The organism is uncultured Cellulomonas sp. (genome assembly GCF_947494015.1).
GTDB lineage: Bacteria > Actinomycetota > Actinomycetes > Actinomycetales > Cellulomonadaceae > Pengzhenrongella.
Map to the genome: position 1 here is coordinate 60,722 of NZ_CANLTL010000009.1, position 20,669 is coordinate 81,390.

Consider the following 20,669-nt stretch of genomic DNA (forward strand, 5'->3'; position numbering starts at 1 on the left):
GGAGAGCCGTGCCCCTCGACGCAGCCACCAAGAAGTCGATCATGACCGAGTACGCCACGCACGAGGGCGACACCGGTTCCCCCGAGGTCCAGATCGCGATGCTGTCGCAGCGCATCAAGGACCTCACCGAGCACCTCAAGGAGCACAAGCACGACCACCACAGCCGTCGTGGTCTGCTGCTCCTCGTCGGCCAGCGCCGGCGCCTCCTCGGCTACCTGCAGAAGGTTGACATCAACCGCTACCGGAGCCTGATCGAGCGCCTCGGCCTGCGCCGCTAGCACCTCACCGACCCAGCCCGGACCTGCCTGCAGGTCCGGGCTGTGTCGCATGGGGCTCGCGTGACCCGCGCAGCACCACCGAAGAGCACCACCGAAGAGCACCACCCGCGCGCCGCCCGCCGCGTGCGGTCGCCGGCCGAGGTCCGCAGAGCACCCGCTCCGCGCACGTCGACCGTTGATCGCGCCGGTGCCGGGGCGGCGCCTCACGACAGAGGAGGGCACCCATGGAGGGTCCCGAGATCGAGTTCAGCGAAGCCGTCATCGACAACGGGAAGTTCGGCACCCGCACGGTGCGCTTCGAGACCGGCCGTCTCGCGCGCCAGGCCGCCGGCTCCGCCGCCGCCTACCTGGACGGCGAGACGATGCTGCTGTCGGCCACCACGGCCGGCAAGCACCCGAAGGACCAGTTCGACTTCTTCCCGCTCACGGTCGACGTCGAGGAGCGGATGTACGCCGCAGGCCGCATCCCCGGCTCGTTCTTCCGCCGCGAGGGCCGCCCGTCGACCGAGGCGATCCTGGCCTGCCGCCTGATCGACCGCCCGCTGCGTCCCACGTTCGCCAAGGGTCTGCGCAACGAGGTCCAGGTCGTCATCACCGTCATGGCGCTGCACCCGGACGACGCCTACGACACGCTCGCGATCAACGCCGCGTCGCTGTCCACGCAGCTGTCGGGCCTGCCGTTCTCCGGCCCGATCGCCGGGGTGCGGATCGCGCTCGTGGACGGCCAGTGGGTCGCGTTCCCCAAGCACTCCGACAAGGAGCGCGCCGTCTTCGACATGGTCGTCGCCGGCCGGGTCGTCGGGGACGACGTCGCGATCATGATGGTCGAGGCCGAGGCCACCGAGGGCTCCTGGCACCTGATCTCGGAGGGTGCTTCGGCACCCACGGAGGACGTGGTGGCGCAGGGCCTGGAGGCGGCGAAGCCGTTCCTGCGGGCGCTGTGCGAGGCGCAGGCCGACCTCGCCCGCCGCGCCGCGAAGCCGGTGCAGGACTTCCCCCGGTTCCTGGACTACCAGGACGACGCGTACGCGGCGGTCGAGGCCGCGGTCGCCACCGACCTCACCTCGGCGCTGGCGATCGCCGGCAAGCAGGAGCGCGAGAGCCGGATCGACGAGATCAAGGCCGGGATGGTCGAGTCGCTCGGCGCCCAGTTCGAGGGTCGCGAGAAGGAGCTGTCCGCGGCGTACCGCTCGGTGCAGAAGTCCCTCATCCGCAAGCGCGTGCTGACCGACGGCGTGCGGATCGACGGCCGTGGGCTCGCGGACATCCGCACCCTGTCCGCCGAGGTGGAGGTGCTGCCCCGGGTGCACGGCTCGGCCCTGTTCGAGCGTGGCGAGACCCAGATCCTCGGGGTCACGACGCTGAACATGCTCCGCATGGAGCAGCAGCTGGACACCCTCGCGCCCGAGACCCGCAAGCGCTACATGCACAACTACAACTTCCCGCCGTACTCGACCGGTGAGACCGGCCGCGTGGGTTCGCCCAAGCGCCGCGAGATCGGCCACGGTGCGCTCGCCGAGCGCGCGCTGGTGCCGGTGCTGCCGAGCCGCGAGGAGTTCCCCTACGCGATCCGCCAGGTCTCCGAGGCGCTGGGCTCCAACGGGTCCACCTCGATGGGCTCGGTCTGCGCGTCCACCCTGTCGCTGCTCAACGCCGGTGTGCCGCTGCGTGCGCCGGTCGCCGGCATCGCGATGGGCCTCATCTCCGACGAGGTCGACGGCCAGCCGCGCTACGCGGCGCTGACCGACATCCTCGGCGCGGAGGACGCGTTCGGTGACATGGACTTCAAGGTCGCCGGGACCAAGCAGTTCATCACCGCCATCCAGCTCGACACCAAGCTCGACGGCATCCCCGCGTCGGTGCTGGCCGGCGCGCTGACCCAGGCCCGCGACGCGCGGCTGGCGATCCTGGACGTCATGGCCGAGGCCATCGACGTCCCGGACGAGATGTCGCCGAACGCCCCGCGGGTCATCGCGGTCAAGGTGCCGGTGGACAAGATCGGCGAGGTCATCGGGCCGAAGGGCAAGATGATCAACCAGATCCAGGAGGAGACCGGCGCCGACATCTCGATCGAGGACGACGGCACGGTCTACATCGGCGCCACCGACGGTCCGTCGGCGGAGGCCGCGCGGGCGGCGATCAACGCGATCGCCAACCCGCACATGCCCGAGGTGGGCGAGCGCTTCGTCGGCACGGTCGTCAAGACCACGACCTTCGGCGCGTTCGTGTCCCTGTCCCCGGGCAAGGACGGCCTGCTGCACATCTCCCAGATCCGCAAGCTCGTCGGCGGCAAGCGCGTGGAGAACGTCGAGGACGTCCTCGGGGTCGGCCAGAAGGTCCAGGTCGAGATCGGCGAGATCGACCCGCGCGGCAAGCTCTCGCTGCACGCGGTGGTCGAGGAGTCGGCCGACGGCGCAGCTGCGGACGCCGCCCCGGCGCCCGCGGTGGGCGCTGACGCCTGACGTGCCGCTCGCACTCCCGCTCGCGTCCCCCGGTGACCCGGGCAGCGAGCTCTCCGCCGGGCAGGACGGCGGCGCCACCGTGCGCCGTTCCGTCCTGCCCGGCGGTGTGCGGGTCCTGACCGAGCGGATGCCCGGGCTCCGCTCGGCGACCGTGGGTGCCTGGGTCGGGGTGGGGTCGCGCGACGAGCGCGACGGCCACCACGGCTCGACCCACTTCCTCGAGCACCTGCTGTTCAAGGGCACGCAGAAGCGGTCTGCGCTCGACATCGCCGAGGCGTTCGACGCCGTCGGCGGTGAGGCGAACGCCGCCACCGGCAAGGAGCACACCTGCTACTACGCCCGGGTGCTCGACCTCGACCTGCCGATGGCGGTCGACGTGATCGGCGACATGGTGACCTCGGCCCGGCTGGACGCGGGTGAGCTCGAGACCGAGCGCGGGGTCATCCTCGAAGAGCTCGCGATGAACGACGACGACCCGTCGGACGTCGCCCACGAGCAGTTCGCGACGGCGGTGCTCGGCGAGCACCCGCTCGGGCGGCCGATCGGGGGCACGCCCGAGACGATCATGGCGGTCCCGCGCGAGGCTGTCTGGGACCACTACCGCGAGCACTACGGGCCGCGCACGCTCGTGGTCACCGCCGCCGGCGGAGTCGACCACGACATGCTGTGCGAGCAGGTGCTGACCGCCCTGCGCAGCGGCGGCTGGGACACGGCGTCCGGCAGCGCACCGCTGCCGCGCCGGGGCGTGGACGCTGCGACGTCGTCGTGGGCGCCGCGGACCGGCACCGACGTCGTCGTGCACCGGCCCACCGAGCAGGCGAACGTCATCCTCGGCGGGCCCGGGCTCACCGCGACCGACCCGCGGCGGTTCGTGCTGTCGGTCCTGAACGCCGCGCTCGGCGGCGGGATGTCGTCGCGGCTGTTCCAGGAGATCCGGGAGAAGCGCGGGTTGGCGTACTCGACGTACTCGTTCTCCTCGGGGCACGCCGACACCGGCGTGTTCGGCCTGTACGCGGGCTGCACGCCGGCCAAGGTCGACGAGGTCACGGCCCTGCTGGCGCAGGAGTGGGACCGGCTCGCCCAGGACGGTCTGGCCCCGGGTGAGCTCGAGCGCAGCATCGGCCAGCTCTCCGGCGGCCTGGTGCTGGGCATGGAGGACACCGGCTCGCGGATGAGCCGGCTCGGCAAGTCCGAGCTGGTGCACGGCGAGCTGCTGGGCCTGGACGAGTCGCTGGAGCGCATCCGTGCGGTCACGGCGGAGGAGGTCCGGGTGCTCGCCGGTGAGCTGGCCGCGATGCCGCGCTCCAGCGTGCTGGTCGGGCCGGTGGGGTCGGGCGGCGCGGGCTCGGGTGCCGGGGCGGCCGCGTGAGCGCTGCCGGCCGCATCCCGGTGGCGGTGCTGGGCGCCGGCGGGCGGATGGGGTCGCACGTGTGCGACGCCGTCCGGGCCGCCGGTGACCTCGACCTCGCCGCCGCGCTGCACCGGGGCGATGCGCCCGCGGGGGCGGCAGCGGCCGGTGCCGCGGTGGCCGTGGACTTCACCGTCCCGGCGGCGACCGAGGCCAACGTGCACGCCCTGATCGACGACGGCGTGCACGTCGTGGTCGGGGCGACCGGCTGGACCGGGGCGTCCCTCGGGCGGGTCGCGGAGCACCTGGCACAGGCGCCCGGCGTCGGCGTCCTGGTCGCGCCGAACTTCGCGCTCGGCGCGGTGCTCGCGATGCACTTCGCGGCGCAGGCGGCGCGCTGGTTCGAGTCCGCCGAGGTCGTCGAGCTGCACCACCCGGACAAGGTCGACGCACCGTCCGGCACGGCGCGGCACACGGCCGCGGCGATCGCGGCGGCCCGCACGGCCGCGGGAATGCCCGCCATGCCGGACGCCACGGCGACGGGCCTGGACGGTGCCCGCGGCGCCGACGTGGACGGCGTGCGGGTGCACAGCGTCCGGCTGCGAGGGCTCGTCGCCCACGAGGAGATCCTGCTGGGCAACGCGGGGGAGCAGCTGACCATCCGGCACGACTCCTTCGACCGGGCCTCGTTCATGCCCGGTGTGCTGCTCGCGGTCCGCGAGGTCGGACGCCGACCGGGGCTCACGGTCGGGCTGGAGGCGCTGCTCGGCCTCGACGGTGCCGGTCCTGAGTCCCGGTGAGCGCACGGTGACCGCCGGGACGAGCCGCCGGCCGGGGGCGGTATGAGGACGCGGTCGGTCCTCGGGGCGCTCGCGCTCACGGCGCTGCTCGCGATCTACGTCGTGGTGGTCGCCCTGCGCGGCATCGCGCTGATCGCGTCGGGTGAGCCGGTGGGCATCGGGCTCGGCCTCGGGGTGCTGCTGCTCCCGGTCCTCGCGGTCGCGCTCGTGGCGCGGGAGTGGATGCTCGGTGCGGCCGTGCAGCGCATGGCCGACGAGCTCGCCGCGCGCGGGGAGCTGCCGGTGGACACCCTGCCCCGGTCGCCGGGCGGCCGCATCGACCGCACGGCCGCGCGCGCCGCCTTCGAGGAGGCACGCGCCGAGGCAGAGGCCCACCCGGAGGACTGGGCGGCGCGGTACCGGCTCGCGTTCGCCTACGACGCCGCCGGCGACCGGCGCCGTGCCCGAGCCACGCTCCGGCTCGCGGCCCGGCTGCGACGCGAGGCCGCGTAGCGGCTGTCCCCGGTGCGGCGCGCCGGGCCTGCGGGTCCGGACCGGACCGGCCGACGTCAGCCCCCGGGATGACCGCGTCCACGCCCGTGGGGTGATGACCCGCCGACGGGTCCTGGGCCAGGGTCGACCCATGGACACGTCGACCTCCGCCACGCCCCGATCACCCCGCGCACCGTGGTCGGGGACGGTCCGTCGCAGCGGTGGACCCGGCGACACCGTCCGCCGGCACCCTGCGCCGGCTCCGGTGGGGGACCCCGGCCGGCGTGCGCCGGTGGTGCTCGCCCTGGGCCTGGTGATCGGCCTGGCCTGGGGCGCGGCGACCTCGGGGCTGCAGACGCTGCTGCCGACCTCCGGGCTGGCCAATGCGGTCGGTCCCTGGGTCGTGCCCGCCTTCGTGGTCGGCGCGCTGAGCCGGCGCCCGTGGGTCGCCGTCGCCGCCGGCGTCCTCGCGTGCTCCGGTGAGGTCGCCGGGTACTACCTCGTCTCCGCGGCGCGTGGCTTCGGCGTCAACCCGTCGATGGTCGCGGTGTGGGCGTGCGCCGGCCTGGTCGGCGGGACGGTCTTCGGGGCGGCCGGGTGGTGCTGGCGCCGCGCGACGACCGTGCGGGCCGGCGCACTGGGCGCCGCGCTGCTCGGCGGCGTCTTCCTCGCCGAGGGCGTCGTCCAGTACGGGCTGATCCTGCGCTACCCCGGCAACGCCGTGCTCTTCTGCGTCATCGGCGCGCTGCTGGCGGTCGTGCTCGGGGCCGGCTCGCCGGCCGCGCGGGCAGCCGGGGCGCGCGGTCGGGGCGTCGGTGCCGCGGCGATCTGGCTGCTGGTGGTGCTCGCCCTGGGCGCGGCCGGGGTGGCGGGGATGCACGAGCTGATGAGCTCTCCCGCCGGCTCCGGGAACGGTGCGTGAAGCAGCCGAGCGACGTCCGGCCGCGCCCTGCGCGGCGGCGGACCTCCGGTCACCGGCGCCGCGCCGTCAGATCGCCGCGGTCCACCGGTGCTCGGCGACCGTCCGTTCGACGGCTGGAGAGCCGTCCGGCGCCCCCGGGTCGGCCACCGGTCCGGTCGCCAGCTCACGGACGGTGCCGTCCGGACCGAGGCCCGCGGACCGCAGGAACTGCGCCCGCGCGCTGTCGCCGTCGAGCACCCAGGCCGTGAGGTAGCCGGCTCCGTCCTGGCGCAGGCCGTCGACGACGGCGGTCAGCAGCCGCGAGCCGTGCCCGGACCGGCGCGACGACGGCGACACCTCCAGCGCGACGAGCTCACCACCGGGAGCGTCCAGCGGTGCCTGCGGCGAGGCCGGCAGCGGGGCGACCGCCGCGAGGCCCACCACGGTCGCGCCCTCGCACGCCACCAGGACGCGGTACCCGGGGCCGGGAGGTCGGGTGATCGCGGCCGCCCACTGCGCCTGCACGGCGTCCCGGTCCAGCCCGGTCAGCACGTCGGCCCCGACGGTGTCGGCGTGGGTGACTCGCCAGGCGCCCAGCTGCACGTCCGCGACGGCGTCCGCGTCGTCGGCCACCGCCGGGCGCACGGAGACGTCGGCCTGCTCCCGGAACAGGGACATCAGCGCCCACGCCCGGTGACGCGATGGTGCGGGGTCGGTGCGCTCACGGGGTGCTCCTCGGTCGGGTGGACGGTCCGGCGGACGGTGCCCCGAGGCTAACAACGGCCCGGGTGCATCCCGCGGGGTCGCGTGTTTGGCTGGTCGGGACGTGGGCGCCCGCCCGCGGGCGAGGAGACGCTGGTGGCACCGCATGGTTGGCTGACGGCCGCCGTCGAGCCCGCGGAGGAGGTGCTCACCGACGAGATCACGGTGCCCGACGTCGCCGGGGCGCTGGCCGTGCTGGCCGGCGCCATCCTGCTGGCCGTGGTGCTGCAACGCCTGCTGGTGCACACCATCGACCGGGGCGACGCCGACCGGCACACCGGTCGGCTGGTCGGCCGCTTCCTCGGGCTGGTCGTGGTCGGTGTCGGCGCGGTGTACGCACTGGACGTGCTCGGGGTGCGGATCGCGCCGCTGCTCGGCGCGCTCGGCGTCGGTGGCATCGCCATCGCGTTCGCCGCCCAGGACATCCTGCAGAACCTCATCGCCGGGGTGCTGCTCCAGATCCGCCGTCCGCTGCGGGTGGGTGAGCAGATCAGCACGGGGGACTACGAGGGCGTCGTCCGCGACGTCAACCTGCGCACGGTGGTGCTGGACACCTACGACGGCGTGACGGTGTTCGTCCCCAACGCCGAGGTGCTCACGACACCGATCGTCAACTACACCCGCACGCCGCTCAACCGCACCGACCTCGGGGTGGGCGTCGCCTACGACACCGACCTCACCCGGGCGCGCGAGGTGCTGCTCGAGGCCTGCCGCAGGAGCCCGGGGGTCGAGCTCGCGCCCGCTCCCGACGTCTGGGTGCACGCGTTCGGCGAGTCGTCCGTCGACCTCGTCGTGCGGTACTGGCACGCGTCCGACATCGCCAGCCGCTGGCGGGTGCGCAACGACGTCGCCATCGCGGTCAAGGCTGCCCTCGACGGCGCGGGCATGACGATCCCGTTCCCCCAGCGGGTCCTGTGGCAGGCGCCGTCCGCCGACGACGTCTGAGGTCGGCGGCGGGGTCAGGCCAGCGCGCGCAGCCCCGCCGCCGTCGCCGCGGCCAGCAGGACGACCACGACGAACGGCGCCCGCAGCGCCAGCGCCACGGCCGCGACCGCCAGAGCGGGCAGGCGCGCGTCGAGGGTGACGTGCTGACCGGTGGTCACGGTCTGCACCCCGACCAGCGCCGCGAGCAGCGCCACGGTCACCAGTGACGCGGTCCGGGCGACCCGTGGCTCGGCCAGCCAGTGCTCGGGCACGACGTGACCGACGAGCTTGATCCCGAAGCACGCCGCCGACGCCGCGAGGACCGCCAGCCACACGGTCAGGTCGGCGCTCATGCGCGGTTCTCCGGGGATGACGCCGACCGGGCCCCCGGCGCACCGGGAGCGGCACCCGCTGCCGTGCCTGGCCGCGGGAGCGGCCGCGACGGGGAGCGCCAGCCCACGACGACGGCCACCGCTGCCGCCGCGAGGACCGGGAGCCCGGCGGGCACGAGCGGGGTGAGGGCGAGCGCGACCCCCAGGGCCGACGCTGCGGTGAGCCTCGCGGCGCCCGTGCCGAGCCGGGGCCACAGCAGGGCGAGGAAGGCCGCCGCGGCGGCGGCGTCGAGGCCGTACCGGCTGGGGTCACCCAGCGCGTCACCAAGCAGCGCGCCCAGCAGGGTGAACGCGTTCCAGAGCGCGAAGACGCCCGCACCGGCCCACCAGAACCCGGTGCGGACCGCCGTGGGCGTGGTCTGGGCGGTGCCGACCGCGGTCGACTCGTCGATGGTCAGGTGCGCCGCGAGAGGCCGGCGCCAGCCGCGGGCACCGAGCAGGGGGGCGACCTGGACGCCGTACAGCCCGTTGCGGGCACCCAGCAGGCCGGCCGTCGTCACGGCCGCCAACGGGGCCCCGCCGGCACCGATCACGCCGATGAACGCGAACTGCGACCCGCCGGAGAACATCAGCAGGCTCAACGCCATGGTCTGGAGCACGTCCAGACCCGCGGCCACCGACAGCGCACCGAACGAGATGCCGTACAGCCCCGTGGCCACCGAGACGCTGACCGCCTGCCGGACGGCGGCGCCGTCCTCGGGGCTGCGGGACCGGCGAGGCACGGCGGACACCCTAGTCGCGCGCCGCCGCCGCACCCCGTGCGCCCCCGCTCAGAGCGCGACGTACACGCTCTCCAGGTACTCCTCGATGCCGGCCTCGCCGCCCTCCCGGCCGATCCCGGACTGCTTGACCCCGCCGAACGGCGCACTGGCGTCGGAGACCATGCCGCGGTTCAGCCCCACCATGCCGGCGTCCACCCGCTCGGCGACCCGGAAGGCGCGGTCGACGTCGCGCGTGTACGCGTACGCGACCAGGCCGAAGTCGGTCGAGTTCGCCAGGTCCAGGCCTTCGTCCTCCGAGCCGAAGGTGACCACCGGGGCGACCGGCCCGAAGATCTCCTCCCGGACCGCGCGGGCGCCGGGGTCCACCCCGGTCAGCACGGTGGGCCGGTAGAAGGAGCCGGGACCCGAGGGCCGGTCCCCGCCCACGGTCACGCGGGCGCCGCCGTCGACGGCCTGCTGCACCACCTCGGCGACCCGGGCGGCCGCCCGCTCCTCGATGAGCGGTCCGACGGTTGTCGCCGGGTCCGCGCCGGGGCCGACGACGAGCCGGCCGAAGGCCTCGGTCAGGCCTGCGGTGAACTCCGCGGCGACCCGCTCGTGGACCAGGAAGCGGTTCGCGGCGACGCAGGTCTGGCCGGAGTTGCGCATCTTGGCCGCGACGGCACCCTCCACGGCCGCGGGCACGTCGGCGTCGTCGAACACCAGGAACGGGGCGTTGCCGCCGAGCTCCATCGAGGTGCGCAGCACGTTCTGCGCGGCGCCGCGCAGCAGGACCCGGCCGACCTCCGTCGACCCGGTGAACGACAGCTTGCGCAGGCGCGGGTCGGCGAGCAGCGGCTCGGTCAGCGCGCCCGCCGCCGACGTCGGCACCACGTTGACCACGCCGGTCGGCAGCTCGCGGCGCTCGAGCTCGGCCCGCACGATCTCGGCGAACACCCCGGTGGTCAGCGGCGTCAGCTCGGACGGCTTGACCACCACCGCGCACCCGGCCGCCAGGGCCGGCGCGACCTTGCGGGTGATCATCGCGATGGGGAAGTTCCAGGGCGTGATGAGGAACGCCGGGCCGACCGGTCGGCGCAGCACGATCTGCCGGTTCGTCCCCGACGGGGCGGTCCGGGTCAGCCCGTTGATCCGCACGGCCTGCTCGGAGTACCAGCGCACGAACTCCGCGGCGTAGGCCACCTCGGCGCGCGACTCGGCGATGGGCTTGCCGCCCTCCGCGGTGATGAGCGCCGCGAGGTCCTCGGTGCGCGCGACGAGCGTCTCGAACACGGCCCGAAGCAGCTCCGCGCGCTCGCGGGGGGCGACGGTGCGCCACGCGGGCTGGGCCGCGTGGGCGGCGGCGAGGGCGTCCAGCCCGTCCGCCGGGCCCGCGTCGGCGACCTCGGCGAGGACCTGGCCGGTCGCGGGATCCTCGACGGCGAAGGTCGCCCCGCCGGCGGCGGGGCGCCACTCGCCGTCGACCAGCAGGCCCGTGGGGACCGCGTCGGCGAGGTGACGGGGGAGGGCGTGCGCGGCGGACATGGGGCGAGTATCCCGCCGCCGGTCACCGGCGGCACGGGCACCGGCCGCCGGCCGGCGTGGGCGGGTGGGCGCACGGACCTACGATGGCGTCATGACTGCCGCCGACCCCTCGGTCGCCACCCCGTACGAGGACCTGCTGCGGCTGGTGCTGCGGACCGGCACGCCCAAGGCCGACCGGACCGGGACCGGCACGCGCAGCGTCTTCGGGCACCAGATGCGGTTCGACCTCGGCGACGGGTTCCCGCTCGTCACCACCAAGCGCGTGCACCTGCGGTCCGTCGTCGGTGAGCTGCTGTGGTTCCTGCGGGGGGAGTCCAACGTCGCCTGGCTGCGCGAGCAGGGCGTGACCATCTGGGACGAGTGGGCCGACCTCGAGGGCGAGCTCGGCCCGGTCTACGGGGTGCAGTGGCGGTCGTGGCCGGCCCCGGACGGCCGCCACATCGACCAGATCGCCCGGGTCCTGGACCAGCTGCGCTCGGACCCCGACTCGCGCCGGATCATCGTCTCGGCGTGGAACGTCGCCGACCTGGACGCGATGGCGCTCGCGCCGTGCCACGCGCTGTTCCAGTTCTACGTCGCCGACGGGCGGCTGAGCTGCCAGCTGTACCAGCGCAGCGCCGACCTGTTCCTGGGCGTGCCGTTCAACATCGCCAGCTACGCCCTGCTGACCCACATGGTCGCCCAGCAGGTCGACCTCGAGGTCGGCGAGTTCATCTGGACCGGCGGGGACTGCCACATCTACGACAACCACGTGGAGCAGGTCACCGAGCAGCTCACCCGCGAGCCCTACCCGCTGCCGACCCTGCGGCTGCGCCGCGCGCCGTCTCTGCTCGACTACACCCCCGACGACGTCGAGGTCCTGGACTACCGGCACCACCCGGCCATCAAGGCGCCGGTGGCGGTGTGAGACACCGATGACGCTGGGCCTGGTCTGGGCGCAGACTCCGGCCGGGATCATCGGCGCCGACGGCGGGATCCCGTGGCACGTCCCGGAGGACCTGGCCCGCTTCCGGCGGCTGACGACCGGGCACCCGGTGGTCATGGGCCGGGCCACCTGGGAGTCCCTGCCCGCGCGGTTCCGCCCCCTGCCGGGGCGTGAGAACGTCGTGCTGACCCGGTCGCCCGGCTGGAGCGCGCGCGGCGCCGTCGTGGCGACTGGCGTGCCCGACGCCGTCCGCGTGCTCGGCGACCGGGACGCCTGGGTGATCGGCGGGGGGCAGGTCTACACCGCGTTCCTGGACCGGGCCGACCGGCTGGAGGTCACCGAGGTCGACCTGGACGTGGCCGGTGACGCGGTCGCGCCCCCGGTCGACGCGGTGCGGTGGCAGGCCGTGCCCGCCGCTTCGGCGGACGGCGCAGACGCCGACCGCGACGGGTGGCGGACGTCGTCGTCCGGCGTCCGCTACCGCTTCACGAGCTTCGTCCGGCGCTGATCGCCGTGGGACGCGGGGCCAGCGCCGTGCGGGGTCGCACGGCCGGGCGCGCCCGACGGCGCGGGCCCGCTCCCGCGGTCAGACGCGTGCGCCGGCCGCCACGGTGAGGTCGCCGCGGCGCGCCGCGGCGGCCGGCGCACCGGTCCGCGCCCCGCTCGCGGGCACCGCACGGCGCTCCTCGAGCATCGTGCGCAGCCGGTGCGGCCGGTCGGTCATCACGGCGTCGACCCCCAGGTCGAGCACGAGGGCGAGCTCGGCGTCGTCGTTCGGGGTCCAGCAGCACAGCCCGATGTCGAAGGTGCGCATCGCGTGCACCGTCCCGGCCGAGAGCAGCGTCCACATCGGGTTGTAGAACTGGGGCCGGACGGCGGCCAGCAGCCGGATGTCCGGCGGCTGGAGCGAGGCGTCGTTGAGGTAGATGGTCGCGTCCGGGCGTGCGGAGCGGATCGCGACGAGTCCCTCGGTCGACCCGCAGAAGGCGGTGGACGGCATGTGCATCCGGTCCACCAGGCGGGCCGCGGCCATCGCCGCGACCGGGTGCTTCTGGTCGAGCACCAGGGGGATGCCGCTCGAGCGGGAGACCTCGAGCAGCTCCGCCAGCCGGGGCACCCGCTGCTCGCCGGCGCCCAGCCGCGAGATGTCGTCCCACGTCATGGCCGCCACCGGGCGCGGGTCCCCCCACAGCCGCTCGAAGGTGTCGTCGTGCACGGCCACGAGGGTGCCGTCCGCGGCGAGCTGGACGTCGACCTCGATGGCGTCGGCGCCGGCGATGACGGCCGCCTCGACCGCCGCGACGGTGTTCTCGCGGAACGACTGCGAGTCGCCGCGGTGGGCGATGACGAGCGGGTCGGTGGTGCGGTGCACGTGAGTGCCTCCGGGTCGGTGCGGGACGACGGTCCGGTCGGCGACGGACCCCGGGCCGGGGAGTGCCGGCCGTCATCGATCCCATCAGGCACCCACGGCGAGGAGAAGTTCCGCGGGCGCGACCCGGGAAAGGTTTGCCGGATGTTCGCCGGATCTCCACGACCGGGTCGCGCGCGGAGCCCGGAGGGTGGCCGACCCGTGCAGGACGGTAGTTTGGAGCCATGCCCGCCCCCACGAGCCTGATGACCCCGGCACGGCCGTTCGGCGCGGTGCTGACCGCGATGGTCACGCCCATGGACCGGGCCGGCGAGGTCGACCTCGACGCCGCCGCCGCGCTCGCCCGGCACCTGGCCGACCACGGTCACGACGGCCTCGTGCTCAACGGCACCACCGGGGAGTCGCCCACCACGCACGCCCCCGAGAAGGCCGACCTCATCGCCGCCGTGGTCGACGCCGTCGGCGACCGCGCCGTCGTCGTCGCCGGGGCCGGGTCGAACGACACGGTGCACGCCGTCCGCATGGCGGAGCAGGCGGCCGAGGCCGGTGCGCACGGCCTGCTCGTGGTCAGTCCGTACTACTCACGCCCCTCGCAGGAGGGCGTGTACCTGCACACCGTCGCGGTCGCCGACGCGACCGACCTGCCGGTGATGCTCTACGACGTGCCGGGACGCACCGTCGTGCGCTACGCCCCCGAGACGCTCGACCGCCTCGCCGCCCACGACCGCGTCGTCGCGGTCAAGGACGCGACCGGCGACGTGTTCGCCGCCCTGCGCGTCATGCAGCGCACCGGCCTCGCGTACTACTCCGGGGACGACCCGCTGAACCTGGCGTTCCTGAGCCACGGCGCCGCCGGCGTGGTCAGCATGGTCGGCCATGTCGCGGGCGACGCGCTCGCGGCCCTGGTCCGGGCCGTCGACGCCGGCGACCTGGCCGCCGCCCGCGCCACCCTGGTGGCCATGCTGCCGGCCATCGACATCATCTGCGGCTCCGGGAACGGCGCCCTGCGGGCGAAGGTCGCGCTCGAGCTGCTCGGCCTCATCCCCGACCGCACCATGCGCCTGCCCCAGGCGACCGCCGGGGACGACGAGGTCGCGGCGGTCCGCGCGGCGATGGTCGCCGCCGGCCTGCTCGACGCCGACTGACCCGCACCACGGCGCCCGACGCCGACCGACCCGGAGGTCCGATGTCCCAGCCCGCGCCCGAGCTCGCACCTCCACCGCCGCTGGCCGACGGCACGCTGCGCGTCGTCGCGCTCGGCGGGCTGGGGGAGATCGGCCGCAACATGGCCGTCCTGGAGTACGGCGGCCGGTTGCTGGTCATCGACTGCGGCGTGCTGTTCCCCGAGGACCACCAGCCCGGGGTGGACCTGATCCTGCCGGACTTCGGGCACATCGCCGACCGGCTGGACGACATCGAGGCCATCGTCCTGACGCACGGCCACGAGGACCACATCGGCGCGGTCCCGTACCTGCTGCGCATGCGCCGCGACATCCCGCTGGTCGGCTCGCAGCTGACCCTGGCGTTCGTGGAGGCCAAGCTCCGCGAGCACCGGATCGCCCCGCTGACCCTGGCCGTCCGGGAGGGGCAGACCGAGCAGCTCGGCGCCTTCGGGTGCGAGTTCGTCGCCGTCAACCACTCCATCCCCGACGCGCTGGCCGTCGCCGTGCACACCCCGGCCGGGACTGTCCTGCACACCGGCGACTTCAAGATGGACCAGCTGCCGCTGGACGGCCGGATCACCGACCTCCGCGCGTTCGCCCGGCTCGGTGAGGCGGGGGTCGACCTGTTCATGGTCGACTCGACCAACGCCGAGGTCCCGGGGTTCACCACGCACGAGCGCGAGATCGGCCCCGTGCTGGACTCCGTGTTCGCCGCCGCCGACCGGCGCATCGTCGTGGCGTCGTTCGCCTCCCACGTCCACCGCGTCCAGCAGGTGCTCGACGCCGCCGTCGCGCACGGCCGCCGGGTCGCGCTCGTGGGCCGGTCGATGGTGCGCAACATGACCATCGCGGCCGACCTGGGCTACCTGTCCGTGCCCGACGGCGTGCTGGTCGACGCCAAGGCGATCGACACCCTGCCCGACGACGAGCTGGTCCTGATGTGCACGGGGTCGCAGGGGGAACCGATGGCGGCCCTGTCCCGGATCGCGGGCGGCGACCACAAGGTGGCGGTGGGCCCGGGGGACACGGTGGTCCTCGCGTCGTCGCTCATCCCGGGCAACGAGAACGCGGTGTACCGGGTGATCAACGGCCTGACCCGGCTCGGGGCGCGCGTGGTGCACGGCGGCAACGCGAAGGTCCACGTCTCCGGGCACGCGTCGGCCGGCGAGCTCCTGTACTGCTACAACATCGTGCGGCCGCGCAACGTCATGCCCGTGCACGGGGAGGTCCGCCACCTGGTGGCCAACGCCGCGCTCGCGGTGCAGACCGGCGTCCCCGCCGAGAACGTCGTACTCGCCGAGGACGGCGTGGTGATCGACCTCGTGGAGGGCCGCGCCACCGTCGTCGGTGCCGTGCCGTGCGGGCTGGTCTACGTGGACGGCGCGAGCGTCGGGGAGCTCACCGACGCCGAGCTCAAGGACCGCAGGATCCTCGGCGAGGAGGGGTTCATCTCGATCTTCGTCGTCGTGGACTCCACCAGCGGCAAGGTGCTCGCCGGACCGCACATCCAGGCCCGCGGGTTCGCCGAGGACGACGCCGTCTTCGGCGACATCCTCCCCGAGATCACCCGGGCGCTCGAGGAGGCCCCGCACGCCGGCGGTGTGGACACCCACGGTCTGCAGCAGGTGGTGCGCCGCGTGGTGGGGCGGTGGGTGAGCGGTCGTCTGCGGCGGCGGCCGATGATCATGCCGGTGGTGGTCGAGGCCTGACGTCGGCCTGGTGCCGGCGGGGCGGCGCGTCCGTCTGCCGGCCGCGCCGGCGGCCCCGGGCGTCCGTCGGCGCGGCCCGGGCGTCAGGGGCGGCTCAGGTCCGCGACGAGGGCCGGGCCCGCCGCGCGCAGGGTGGCCGCGTACCGCTCCGCGTGGGCGTCCCGGTCACCGGGCAGCAGACCGGCGAGCTCGAGCTCGACGAGTCCGTGCACCAGGCCCCACAGCGCCAGCGCGGCCGGCACGGCGGCCGGCGCGGCCGCGCGGTCCGCAACACCCCGTGCACGCAGCACCCGGGCCACCGCGTCGGCGAGCACCGCGAAGGTCGGCTGGTCGGTCGCGGGGGAGGTGGCCGGTGCGGTGGCGGGTCCGGCCGCCGGTGGGCCGACCCGCCCGGTCGCCGCCGCACCGCGGGCGCCGAGGCCCGCGGTGTCGAACATGACCCGGTAGAAGTGCGGGTCGTCCAGCGCGCTGGCCCGGTAGGCGAGCCCGAGCGCGAGCAGGTCCCGCTCGGCGTCGTCCGTACGCGGCGCGGCGGCGAGGTGCGCGGCGAACCGGCGCAGCGCCTCCTCGCCGACCGCGCCCAGCAGCGCCGACCGGTCACCGAACAGGTCGTACACCGCCGATGCCGAGGTCCCGGCGCGCGCGGCGACGTCCCGCACGGTCAGCGCGGTGGGTCCGCCGTCGGCGACCACCCGGGACGCCACCTCGAGCAGGCGGGTGCGCACGGCGTCGTCACGGACACGGGGTCGGGCCACCGGCCGAGTCTAGGGCTTGACCGAGGTTCCGGAGCGGTGTTCCATAACAGTGTTATAGAACCCGGGACCGAGGAGGCCGCACCATGCTCGAGCTCACCGAGGCGGCACGCACGACCGCCGGGATCGTGCTGCTGACCGTCGTCGCGGTGGAGTCCGGCGGGGCGTTCATGGTCCGGGTCGTGACGGGCGGGGTCCCGGTCACCGACTTCCAGCGGCGGTTCTACCGGGCCGGGCACGCGCACGCCGGCGTGCTGGTGACGCTGGGGCTGGTCTGCCTGCTGCTCGCGGAGGCCACCACGCTGTCCGGCGCGGCTCGCTGGCTCGCGCAGACCGGCGTGCTCGTGGCCGCGATCCTCATGCCGGCGGGCTTCTTCTTCTCGGCCATGGGCGCCGGGCGGGTCCGCCCCAGCCGATGGATCGGGCTGCTCGTGGTGGGCGCGCTGGTCCTCGCGGCCGGTGTGGTGACGTTGGGGGTCGGGCTGCTGGCGGGGTAGCGGTGCGGCCGGGTGCAGGGACCACCCCGACACGCACCGCGGCCCGGCGTCCCGGACGGGGACGCCGGGCCACGGCGGTCGGGTCGAGCGTGCTGGGCGGTGACTACTTCAGCGAGCCCAGCGACAGGCCGCCCTGCCAGTACCGCTGCAGGGACAGGAACGCGATGATCAGCGGCAGGATCGAGACCAGCGCGCCGGTGACGATGAGGTTCCACACCTGCTCCCCACCCGCGCCAGCGTTCGACAGCGCCTGCCAGCTGTCCAGCCCCACGGTGACCGGCAGCAGGTTCGGGCTGCGCACCATCGCCAGGGCGAGGAAGAAGTTGTTCCACGTCGCCACGACGGACAGCAGCAGCACCGTCACGATCGCCGGCCGCAGCAGCGGCAGGGCGACCTGGACGAACAGCCGCAGCTCACCGGCGCCGTCGACCCGGCCGGCGTCGAGCAGCTCGCTCGGCACCACGTCCTGGGCGTACACCCGGATGAGGTAGACCCCCAGCGGGCTCAGCAGCGAGGGCAGGATGATCGCCCACCGGGTGTCGACGAGCTGGAACTCGGCGAGCAGCACGAACGTCGGGATCACCAGTGCGGTCAGCGGCACCATCACCGAGCCCAGCAGCAGCGCGAACGAGAAGTTCCGGCCGCGGAAGTTGTACTTCGCGAACCCGTACCCGGCCAGCACCGCGAACAGCGTCGCGCCGACCCCGGCGGTCAGCGCGTAGAGGAAGGAGTTGCCCAGCCAGGTCCAGTAGATGCCGCCCTGGTACCGGGTCAGGTCGGCGAGGTTCTGGAGGAGGTTGAACTCGCTGTTGAACCACAGCGGCCCACCCGAGCCTGTGAACAGGCCGGAGTTCGTCTTCGTGCTCGCGACCACCAGCCACCACAGCGGCGTGATGAAGTAGAGCACCAGGGCGACCAGGAACAGGTGGGAGCCGACCCGGGCCCCGCCCTGCGCCTGGCGGCGTGGCTGGCGCCGGCGTGCGGTGTTCGTCGTCTGGGGAGCGGCGGTTCCGCCCATCGTCTGGAGCTCGGCCATCACCGGAGTCCGCTCTGCTTGCGCGTCAGGTGCAGGAAGATGAAGGAGAAGATGAACACGACGATCCCCAGGGCGAAGGCGATGGTCGAGGCGTAGTTGAACTGGCTGAAGGAGAACGCCAGCGTGAAGGCGTACATGTTCGGCGTGTAGTCACCGGGGATCGCGCCGGGCGCCACGGTGCGCAGCACGGCGGGCTCGGTGAAGAACTGCAGCGTCCCGATCAGCGAGAAGATGACGACCATCACCATGGCCGAGGAGATCATCGGCACCTTGATCCGCATCGCGATCTGCAGGGCCGAGGCGCCGTCGATGCGAGCGGCCTCGTAGATGCTCGGGTCGATGCCGCGCAGGGCGGCGAAGATGATGATCATGTAGTAGCCGGCCCACTGCCACGTCACGATGTTCACCAGGCTGGCGAAGATCAGGTTGGCCGAGAGGAAGTTCGGTGCGGTCGCCCCGAACAGGCCGAAGAGGTCGCTGGCCGGGCCGAACCGGGGGCTGTACAGGAAGCCCCACATCAGGGCGCCGATCATGCCCGGGATGGCGTACGGGGCGAAGATCATCAGCCGCGAGAACTTCGACAGCCGGGTGGCCAGCGTGTCCAGCACGAGCGCCGCCGCGAGGGCGACCGCGATCTGGATCGGGACCATCACCGCCACGAACTTGCCGACCCGCAGCAAGCCCTCGAGGAAGATCGGGTCGGTGAAGGCCCGACCGTAGTTCGCCAGTCCCGTGAAGGACTCGCCGCCCACGAGGGTGCTCGTGTGCAGGCTCATCCAGAACGCGTACGCCAGGGGGCCGACGAGGAACACGAGGAAGACGAGCGCGAACGGGGCGATGAAGAACCATCCCCACCGCTGCCGCTTGGCGTCCATGTTCGCGCCGCCGTGGGGCGTCACCGGCTGCTGGCGCGTGGCCGGGTCGGCCGTGACCGTCTGTGTGGACATCACTGTCTCCAGGGGGAAGAAGCGGAGGGACAGGGCCGGCCGGACGGCGTCATGCGCCGTCCGGCCGGCCCGGGACCGTCACTCGACGACGGTGAAGCCCTGCGAGTTGGCGTAGGCCACCAGGCGCTGCTCGAAGTCGTCGAGGACCGCCTGGGGATCGGCGCTGCCCTCGATCATCGACTGCAGGACCTCGGTCTGCTGGTCGTAGACGTAGGTCTGGAACGGCGCGAACGTGAAGCCGCTGTAGCCGGCCGCCGCGTCGAGGAAGACGTCGCCCTGGATCTGCTGACCGTCGAAGAACGGGTACTCACGCGTGGCGAACTCGTCCGACTCCAGGACGGGCTTCCACAGCGGGAAGAGCGCTGCCTCCTCGATCCCGATGTCCCACGCCTCCTCGGTGCCGAAGACCTCCTTCGCGACCTGTGCGGCCAGCTCGGCGTTGCGTGCCTGGGTGGTCACCGCGAAGGTCGAGCCGCCCCAGTTGATCTGCACCGGCTCCTCGCCCTCCCACTGCGGGATCGGGGCGGCGCGCCAGACGGCGCCCTCGTCGGCGTCCGACAGGCCCTGGAGGTACCCGGGTCCCCAGGCCGCGGCCAGGTACACGGCGTACGTGCCGTCCACGAGGCTGGTGTTGTAGTCGGCGGTGAAGGCCTCGTCGGTGGCGACCAGGCCCTGGTCGACCAGGTCGTCCCAGAAGGTCAGGACCTCCTGCGCCTCGGCGGTGCTCACGTCGATGCCGATCTCGGCCGGGTTGGCCGCGTCGTACGTGAACGGCTCCCAGCCCTTCTGCGCGAGCAGGGCGTGGATGAAGGCGTTGCCGTTGATCGGGAAGTTGGTGATGTACCCCTCGTACCCGGCGTCCTTGAGCTGCTGCGCCGCGGCGGCGAACTCCTCCCAGGTGGTGGGGGGCGTCACGCCGTACTGGTCGAAGATGTCCTGTCGGTACAGCATGCCCATCGGGCCGCCGTCGACCGGGATGGCGTAGATGGCGTCGCCGTTCGTGACGTCGCTCCACGCGCCCTCGGTGAACTGGTCCTCCAGGTCGCCCGCGCCGTACTCCGAGAGGTCCACCAGGGCGTCGCGGATCGTGAACGTGGGGATGACCTCGGACTCGAGCATGATGACGTCCGGGGCGCCCGTCCCGGCCTCGATGGCCGTGGAGAACGCGGTGTACTCGTCGGCGCCCTGGCCGGCGTTCGTCCAGCAGATCTGCACGTCGTCGTGCGTCTGGTTGAAGTTGTCCACGACGAGCTCGAACGACGGGTACCAGGCCCAGACGCTGACCTGCTCGGCGTCGTCGTTGACGATCTCGTTGGTGCAGGACCCGCTGCTCGCGCCCCCGCCCCCGCCGCCCGCGCCGGCGTCACCGGTGACGTCCGTGCCGCCATCGCCGCCGCCGCTGCAGGCGGCCAGTGCCATCGCGGACAGCGTCAAGCCGGCGGCGACGCCCAGGCGCCGCCGGGCCGGCGATCGGCGTGTGGTTGTCCTCATCCGAATCCTCCTTGATCCTGTGGCCCCGGGCGACGCCCGGTGGTCCTGTGCTCTGCTCCGGCGTCGTGGCGCGACGCCGACGGCGTGCCCTGCGTGGCCGCCCTCGCCGGCGATGCGCACGGCGTCCTGCCGGAGCAGGTACATCGTTGTAGACAACGATGTAACCATCGAGGTGCCGGATGGGTCAACCACCCCC

General features: G+C 73.9%; 21 protein-coding genes. 12 read left to right on the forward strand and 9 right to left on the reverse strand.

Going from position 1 to position 20,669, the window contains the following annotated elements; translation table 11 throughout:
• Positions 1-8 precede the first annotated feature (8 nt).
• The 6 genes from rpsO to Q0840_RS11560 all read left to right on the forward strand — a co-directional run bounded on the left by rpsO (position 9) and on the right by Q0840_RS11560 (position 6,281).
• Positions 9-278, forward strand: coding sequence for a 30S ribosomal protein S15 (rpsO, locus tag Q0840_RS11535; RefSeq protein ID WP_298459626.1), 270 nt, complete (start codon positions 9-11; stop codon positions 276-278).
• Positions 279-502: 224 nt separating this feature from the next.
• On the forward strand, positions 503-2,740 hold the full coding sequence (locus tag Q0840_RS11540; RefSeq protein ID WP_298459627.1) for a polyribonucleotide nucleotidyltransferase: 2,238 nt from the start codon (positions 503-505) through the stop codon (positions 2,738-2,740).
• A gap of 1 nt (position 2,741) precedes the next feature.
• Positions 2,742-4,109: a pitrilysin family protein gene (locus tag Q0840_RS11545; RefSeq protein ID WP_298459628.1), complete on the forward strand. Its 1,368-nt coding sequence runs from the start codon at positions 2,742-2,744 to the stop codon at positions 4,107-4,109.
• Positions 4,106-4,888, forward strand: coding sequence for a 4-hydroxy-tetrahydrodipicolinate reductase (gene dapB / locus Q0840_RS11550; RefSeq protein ID WP_298459629.1), 783 nt, complete (start codon positions 4,106-4,108; stop codon positions 4,886-4,888). The genes Q0840_RS11545 and dapB overlap by 4 nt, the downstream gene beginning before the upstream one ends.
• A gap of 42 nt (positions 4,889-4,930) precedes the next feature.
• Complete coding sequence (locus Q0840_RS11555) at positions 4,931-5,380, forward strand: hypothetical protein (RefSeq protein ID WP_298459630.1); 450 nt, start codon at positions 4,931-4,933, stop codon at positions 5,378-5,380.
• Between the two features lie 130 nt (positions 5,381-5,510).
• The gene (locus Q0840_RS11560) at positions 5,511-6,281 is read left to right on the forward strand and encodes a DUF6518 family protein (protein WP_298459631.1); all 771 of its coding nucleotides are present in this window, start codon (positions 5,511-5,513) and stop codon (positions 6,279-6,281) included.
• A gap of 66 nt (positions 6,282-6,347) precedes the next feature.
• Here Q0840_RS11560 and Q0840_RS11565 read toward each other — a convergent pair whose 3' ends face one another.
• Positions 6,348-6,938, reverse strand: coding sequence for a GNAT family N-acetyltransferase (locus Q0840_RS11565; RefSeq protein ID WP_298459632.1), 591 nt, complete (start codon positions 6,936-6,938; stop codon positions 6,348-6,350).
• 180 nt (positions 6,939-7,118) lie between these two features.
• Between Q0840_RS11565 and Q0840_RS11570 the strand changes: the two genes are divergently transcribed.
• Complete coding sequence (locus Q0840_RS11570; protein ID WP_298459633.1) at positions 7,119-7,967, forward strand: mechanosensitive ion channel family protein; 849 nt, start codon at positions 7,119-7,121, stop codon at positions 7,965-7,967.
• Between the two features lie 14 nt (positions 7,968-7,981).
• On the opposite strand, the gene Q0840_RS11575 is transcribed toward Q0840_RS11570, so the two are convergent.
• From Q0840_RS11575 to Q0840_RS11585, 3 genes are read right to left on the reverse strand one after another with little or no spacing between them, the layout of a single operon-like run.
• The gene (locus Q0840_RS11575; protein WP_298459634.1) at positions 7,982-8,299 is read right to left on the reverse strand and encodes an AzlD domain-containing protein; all 318 of its coding nucleotides are present in this window, start codon (positions 8,297-8,299) and stop codon (positions 7,982-7,984) included.
• Positions 8,296-9,060: an AzlC family ABC transporter permease gene (locus Q0840_RS11580; protein ID WP_298459635.1), complete on the reverse strand. Its 765-nt coding sequence runs from the start codon at positions 9,058-9,060 to the stop codon at positions 8,296-8,298. Before Q0840_RS11580 ends, Q0840_RS11575 begins: the two co-directional genes overlap by 4 nt.
• Before the next feature lie 48 nt (positions 9,061-9,108).
• On the reverse strand, positions 9,109-10,584 hold the full coding sequence (locus Q0840_RS11585) for an NAD-dependent succinate-semialdehyde dehydrogenase (protein WP_298459636.1): 1,476 nt from the start codon (positions 10,582-10,584) through the stop codon (positions 9,109-9,111).
• Positions 10,585-10,675: 91 nt separating this feature from the next.
• Here Q0840_RS11585 and Q0840_RS11590 point away from each other — a divergent pair, with 91 nt between their 5' ends.
• Together Q0840_RS11590 and Q0840_RS11595 are read left to right on the forward strand one after the other, a co-directional pair.
• Positions 10,676-11,491 carry a thymidylate synthase gene (locus Q0840_RS11590; protein WP_298459637.1) on the forward strand — a complete coding sequence of 272 codons (816 nt, stop codon included), beginning with the start codon at positions 10,676-10,678 and terminating at the stop codon, positions 11,489-11,491.
• Between the two features lie 7 nt (positions 11,492-11,498).
• Positions 11,499-12,017, forward strand: coding sequence for a dihydrofolate reductase (locus tag Q0840_RS11595; RefSeq protein WP_298459638.1), 519 nt, complete (start codon positions 11,499-11,501; stop codon positions 12,015-12,017).
• A 78-nt stretch (positions 12,018-12,095) separates the two neighbouring features.
• Here Q0840_RS11595 and Q0840_RS11600 read toward each other — a convergent pair whose 3' ends face one another.
• The gene (locus Q0840_RS11600) at positions 12,096-12,881 is read right to left on the reverse strand and encodes a glycerophosphodiester phosphodiesterase family protein (protein WP_298459639.1); all 786 of its coding nucleotides are present in this window, start codon (positions 12,879-12,881) and stop codon (positions 12,096-12,098) included.
• Positions 12,882-13,102: 221 nt separating this feature from the next.
• Between Q0840_RS11600 and dapA the strand changes: the two genes are divergently transcribed.
• Both dapA and Q0840_RS11610 read left to right on the forward strand, forming a co-directional pair.
• Complete coding sequence (dapA, locus tag Q0840_RS11605; RefSeq protein WP_298459640.1) at positions 13,103-14,023, forward strand: 4-hydroxy-tetrahydrodipicolinate synthase; 921 nt, start codon at positions 13,103-13,105, stop codon at positions 14,021-14,023.
• 41 nt (positions 14,024-14,064) lie between these two features.
• Positions 14,065-15,750 (forward strand): ribonuclease J, encoded by a 1,686-nt coding sequence (locus tag Q0840_RS11610; RefSeq protein WP_298459641.1) that lies wholly within the window; start codon positions 14,065-14,067, stop codon positions 15,748-15,750.
• 83 nt (positions 15,751-15,833) lie between these two features.
• Here Q0840_RS11610 and Q0840_RS11615 read toward each other — a convergent pair whose 3' ends face one another.
• Positions 15,834-16,505 (reverse strand): TetR/AcrR family transcriptional regulator, encoded by a 672-nt coding sequence (locus Q0840_RS11615; protein ID WP_298459642.1) that lies wholly within the window; start codon positions 16,503-16,505, stop codon positions 15,834-15,836.
• Between the two features lie 83 nt (positions 16,506-16,588).
• Between Q0840_RS11615 and Q0840_RS11620 the strand changes: the two genes are divergently transcribed.
• The gene (locus Q0840_RS11620) at positions 16,589-16,999 is read left to right on the forward strand and encodes a hypothetical protein (protein ID WP_298459643.1); all 411 of its coding nucleotides are present in this window, start codon (positions 16,589-16,591) and stop codon (positions 16,997-16,999) included.
• Between the two features lie 103 nt (positions 17,000-17,102).
• Here the strand turns inward: Q0840_RS11620 and Q0840_RS11625 are convergent, their stop codons facing one another.
• The 3 genes from Q0840_RS11625 to Q0840_RS11635 form a co-directional block, all read right to left on the reverse strand.
• A complete protein-coding gene (locus tag Q0840_RS11625) occupies positions 17,103-18,035 on the reverse strand; it encodes a carbohydrate ABC transporter permease (RefSeq protein ID WP_298459644.1) in 933 nt (310 codons plus the stop codon).
• Positions 18,035-18,982 (reverse strand): carbohydrate ABC transporter permease, encoded by a 948-nt coding sequence (locus Q0840_RS11630; RefSeq protein ID WP_298459645.1) that lies wholly within the window; start codon positions 18,980-18,982, stop codon positions 18,035-18,037. Before Q0840_RS11630 ends, Q0840_RS11625 begins: the two co-directional genes overlap by 1 nt.
• Before the next feature lie 78 nt (positions 18,983-19,060).
• Entirely contained in the window at positions 19,061-20,473 is a 1,413-nt protein-coding gene (locus tag Q0840_RS11635; RefSeq protein WP_298459646.1) for an ABC transporter substrate-binding protein, read from the reverse strand.
• Positions 20,474-20,669: the final 196 nt, after the last annotated feature.

Bases quoted from the DNA above. Each gene is read 5' to 3' on its own strand.
- Q0840_RS11555 (WP_298459630.1), top strand. From the start codon at position 4,931: ATGAGGACGCGGTCGGTCCTCGGGGCGCTCGCGCTCACGGCGCTGCTC.
- Q0840_RS11595 (WP_298459638.1), top strand. From the start codon at position 11,499: ATGACGCTGGGCCTGGTCTGGGCGCAGACTCCGGCCGGGATCATCGGC.
- Q0840_RS11635 (WP_298459646.1), bottom strand. From the start codon at position 20,473: ATGAGGACAACCACACGCCGATCGCCGGCCCGGCGGCGCCTGGGCGTC.
- Q0840_RS11620 (WP_298459643.1), top strand. From the start codon at position 16,589: ATGCTCGAGCTCACCGAGGCGGCACGCACGACCGCCGGGATCGTGCTG.
- Q0840_RS11575 (WP_298459634.1), bottom strand. From the start codon at position 8,299: ATGAGCGCCGACCTGACCGTGTGGCTGGCGGTCCTCGCGGCGTCGGCG.
- Q0840_RS11610 (WP_298459641.1), top strand. From the start codon at position 14,065: ATGTCCCAGCCCGCGCCCGAGCTCGCACCTCCACCGCCGCTGGCCGAC.
- Q0840_RS11560 (WP_298459631.1), top strand. From the start codon at position 5,511: ATGGACACGTCGACCTCCGCCACGCCCCGATCACCCCGCGCACCGTGG.
- Q0840_RS11565 (WP_298459632.1), bottom strand. From the start codon at position 6,938: ATGTCCCTGTTCCGGGAGCAGGCCGACGTCTCCGTGCGCCCGGCGGTG.
- Q0840_RS11590 (WP_298459637.1), top strand. From the start codon at position 10,676: ATGACTGCCGCCGACCCCTCGGTCGCCACCCCGTACGAGGACCTGCTG.
- dapA (WP_298459640.1), top strand. From the start codon at position 13,103: ATGCCCGCCCCCACGAGCCTGATGACCCCGGCACGGCCGTTCGGCGCG.
- Q0840_RS11540 (WP_298459627.1), top strand. From the start codon at position 503: ATGGAGGGTCCCGAGATCGAGTTCAGCGAAGCCGTCATCGACAACGGG.
- Q0840_RS11585 (WP_298459636.1), bottom strand. From the start codon at position 10,584: ATGTCCGCCGCGCACGCCCTCCCCCGTCACCTCGCCGACGCGGTCCCC.
- Q0840_RS11625 (WP_298459644.1), bottom strand. From the start codon at position 18,035: ATGGCCGAGCTCCAGACGATGGGCGGAACCGCCGCTCCCCAGACGACG.
- Q0840_RS11630 (WP_298459645.1), bottom strand. From the start codon at position 18,982: ATGTCCACACAGACGGTCACGGCCGACCCGGCCACGCGCCAGCAGCCG.